General features: G+C 47.3%; 4 protein-coding genes. 2 read left to right on the plus strand and 2 right to left on the minus strand.

Going from position 1 to position 3087, the window contains the following annotated elements; genetic code table 11:
* Nucleotides 1-705: glycine betaine/L-proline ABC transporter substrate-binding protein ProX (gene proX, locus ABYW01_RS17775; RefSeq protein ID WP_372835374.1), on the plus strand; the 705-nt coding region annotated here is incomplete at its 5' end.
* A 175-nt stretch (nt 706-880) separates the two neighbouring features.
* Entirely contained in the window at nt 881-1399 is a 519-nt protein-coding gene (locus ABYW01_RS17780) for a MarR family winged helix-turn-helix transcriptional regulator (protein WP_372835377.1), read from the plus strand.
* Nucleotides 1400-1403: 4 nt separating this feature from the next.
* Here the strand turns inward: ABYW01_RS17780 and ABYW01_RS17785 are convergent, their stop codons facing one another.
* Together ABYW01_RS17785 and ABYW01_RS17790 are read right to left on the minus strand one after the other, a co-directional pair.
* Nucleotides 1404-2396: a sensor histidine kinase gene (locus ABYW01_RS17785; protein WP_372835380.1), complete on the minus strand. Its 993-nt coding sequence runs from the start codon at nt 2394-2396 to the stop codon at nt 1404-1406.
* A complete protein-coding gene (locus ABYW01_RS17790; RefSeq protein ID WP_372835382.1) occupies nt 2389-2934 on the minus strand; it encodes a heme NO-binding domain-containing protein in 546 nt (181 codons plus the stop codon). The genes ABYW01_RS17785 and ABYW01_RS17790 overlap by 8 nt, the downstream gene beginning before the upstream one ends.
* Nucleotides 2935-3087 lie beyond the last annotated feature (153 nt).

A 3087-nucleotide genomic window follows, 5' to 3' on the forward strand; every position in this document is an offset into this window, starting at 1 on the left:
GGTGGCGATGAAAAACTGTTCCGCAAGGGCGTATATTCTGGCGGCGCACTGCAGGGTTACCTGATTGATAAAGCAACCGCTGACAAATACGGCATCAAAAATATTCAGCAACTGAAAGATCCTAAGCTGGCTGAATTGTTTGATTCCAATGGCGATGGTAAAGCAGATCTGTCTGGTTGCAACCCTGGCTGGGGCTGTGAAAAGGTTATCGAGCATCAGCTTGATGAATTCGGTCTGCGTGACACAGTGACCCACAATCAGGGCTCCTACTCTGCAATCATTGCTGATACGATCACCCGCCAGAAAAGCGGAAAGCCTGTTCTGTACTACACTTGGACGCCTTACTGGGTCAGTGGTGTAATGGTGCCGGGTAAAGATGTTACCTGGCTGCAAGTGCCATACTCATCCCTTCCGGGTGGCATGGCTGGTATGAGCACTGAGCTGCCAGATGGCTCAAACTACGGCTTCCAGGTCAACAACCAGCGCATCGTTGCAAACCTGAAGTTTGCACAGGAAAACCCTGCAGCAGCAACCCTGTTTGCAATCATGAAACTGCCTGCAAACGACATTTCTGCGCAGAACCGTCGTATGCGCGATGGCGAAAAGAGTGCACGTGAAATTGAACGCCACGCGGATGGCTGGATTAGAGCACACCAGAAAACATTTGATGGCTGGGTAGAACAGGCTCGTCAAGCTGCTAAATAACGCAAAAACCTATAGTGCCCCGACCGGGGCACTATTTCTCTTTCCCGGTCTTCCAACCAGACACGCCTTGCCGGTGATGCTTTCCACATACCGCGGTGAAATCAGCTATCCGCAGACTATCCCAGCATCAATTTGATACAACGCGATGCTATCTTGCTTCCCTACGGACTAAATAATGGAAAAAAGCCAACAGGTTCTCGTGTTGCTACGGCAGATTATCCGGGCAACCGATCTGCATGATAAACACATCAGCCGCAGCACAGGCCTGACACCACCTCAATTGCTCACCATAAAGACGCTGCGGGAACAGGCACCGATGATCGCAGGCAATTTGGCAAAAGAGATGGGACTGGCCCAAGCGACCATCACCAGTATTCTTGATCGATTAGAAAGGAAAGGCTATATCGTGCGTGCACGCGGCACGGAGGATAAAAGAAAGGTATGGATCGAGTTAACCGAGTCTGGTCTTGAAATACTAAAAGGCTCCCCCACAACGCAGCAGGATATGTTTGTACGTCAGTTTGACGACATGAACACGTGGGAACAGTCGATGATCGTTGCATCCCTTGAACGTATCGCTCACATTCTAAACGCTCAACATATAGATGCTGCACCACTGCTCGATATCGGCCAACTGGACCGCACACTGCGCACAGACGTACCAGCTTACCTGGACGAGAAGAAAGGCTCTTGAGGGCCTATACTTCACTGCCCCCCGCTACCTCTGAGCTTGCTGAGCGCTTACCAGACAACACCGGCAACTCAATATCAAACACAGAACCGCGACCTTCCTCACTGTGCACATTGATCTTACCACCGTGCTCTTTAATAATCCCATAGGCGATGGCTAGCCCCATACCGGTGCCCTGCCCAATAGGCTTTGTTGTATAAAACGGAACAAATATCTCTTTTACAACCTCAGGTGGCATACCACATCCGTTATCTGCAATACGAATATGGATGATTTCATCCTGCACTCCGGAAGAAACGCTGAGAACTGGCTTACTACTGCCAACCAATGCGTGTTTGGCATTCATAATTAGATTGAGGAAGACCTGATTCAGCTGATTGGGATTACAAATAATATTGGGTAGCGGTTGCAAGTCGAGCTTCAATGTCACCGAATTTTTTAACTCTGCGTTGAGCAGTTTCAATGTACTCTTAACACCTTCAAGCAAATCGGCCTCTACATAGTCACTTCCCTGAGTACGTGAGAAACTACGAAGATTTTGCACAATCTCTTTTACACGCTGAATACCTTCAACCGTATCATCAATCAGCCCCGACATATCCTCGCCGAGAAACTCCAGATCTTCTGTTTCTATCAACAGCTCCAACTCGTCCCTGAATTGCTGGGGTATATTGGAATCAGCAACACAGTCCTGATTGAACTTCAGTAACCGTAAGAAGGCTTTTTTATAAACGGGCAAGCTCTCTAGATTACTCAACACAAAAGCCAGAGGATTATTGATTTCATGCGCCACCCCTGCTGACAGAGTGCCCAGTGTCGCCAGCTTTTCATTTTGCATGGTTAATGCTTGCTGTTGCTTTAACTTCTCGTAACTTTCCTCAAGCTTTTGATTTTTGAGATAAAGATCACGCGCCTTATCCTCCAGAAGCTGCTCTGCCTTCAGACGAGCTCTCTTTTCCCGGGCATACGCAACTTCATATGGATTGTCGCTATTAACCATGATCAAACCTTACTACTAGATCACAGTGATCCGATCCTTTATGCATACAGACGGGATGATCTATCTCAATCGGTGTTTTGTAATACTCCGAGGCGCCTCTCATCAAACCTTCCGCAAGAACACAAAGTTTGCGTGGCGATTTATACCGCATAATAAGCTGATCATCACGAATTGTATCGTAGGAAAAGGTTGGCAAGTTTGGATTGTCGTACAGCTTTTGCACCTCGATATGGATAACAGAACCCACGCTAATCAGAAAATCCCGCAGATTATCCGATTGATTCAAAAATACTGGATATCTCGCTGCTAATTGATGAAACATATAAGTACCAAAAGTACTGATAACGTCTGCCATGGGCATCTCTAACTTATCGGCAACCGACTCCACGAGGCCAAACAACTCCTCGTCGGGGTAACTCTCACTGGCGGTATAAACCCCCGTACCTGATACCTGCTCATCCAATATGTCATTCCAGGTCTGCATCCCACATTGGCTGATGACCATATCTTCAAGCACATTGAAAATAACGCCCTTCATCACCTGCTCCTTTTACATAAAAGACACTATATCCTTATACATAACTATCCGCCCGACCAGAAGCTATTTCGTTAAGTCGGTCATCGTTCAACAGAACCTCTGGTGCGAAGCCCAATACCAGGATCTATTTTGTTCAGCAAAGCACTATACCAA

The organism is Pontibacterium sp. (assembly GCF_041587635.1).
Lineage (GTDB): Bacteria > Pseudomonadota > Gammaproteobacteria > Pseudomonadales > Balneatricaceae > Pontibacterium.

Excerpts from the sequence above, each read along its gene's own strand:
- ABYW01_RS17790 (WP_372835382.1), bottom strand. The coding sequence starts at position 2,934 with ATGAAGGGCGTTATTTTCAATGTGCTTGAAGATATGGTCATCAGCCAA.
- ABYW01_RS17780 (WP_372835377.1), top strand. The coding sequence starts at position 881 with ATGGAAAAAAGCCAACAGGTTCTCGTGTTGCTACGGCAGATTATCCGG.
- ABYW01_RS17785 (WP_372835380.1), bottom strand. The coding sequence starts at position 2,396 with ATGGTTAATAGCGACAATCCATATGAAGTTGCGTATGCCCGGGAAAAG.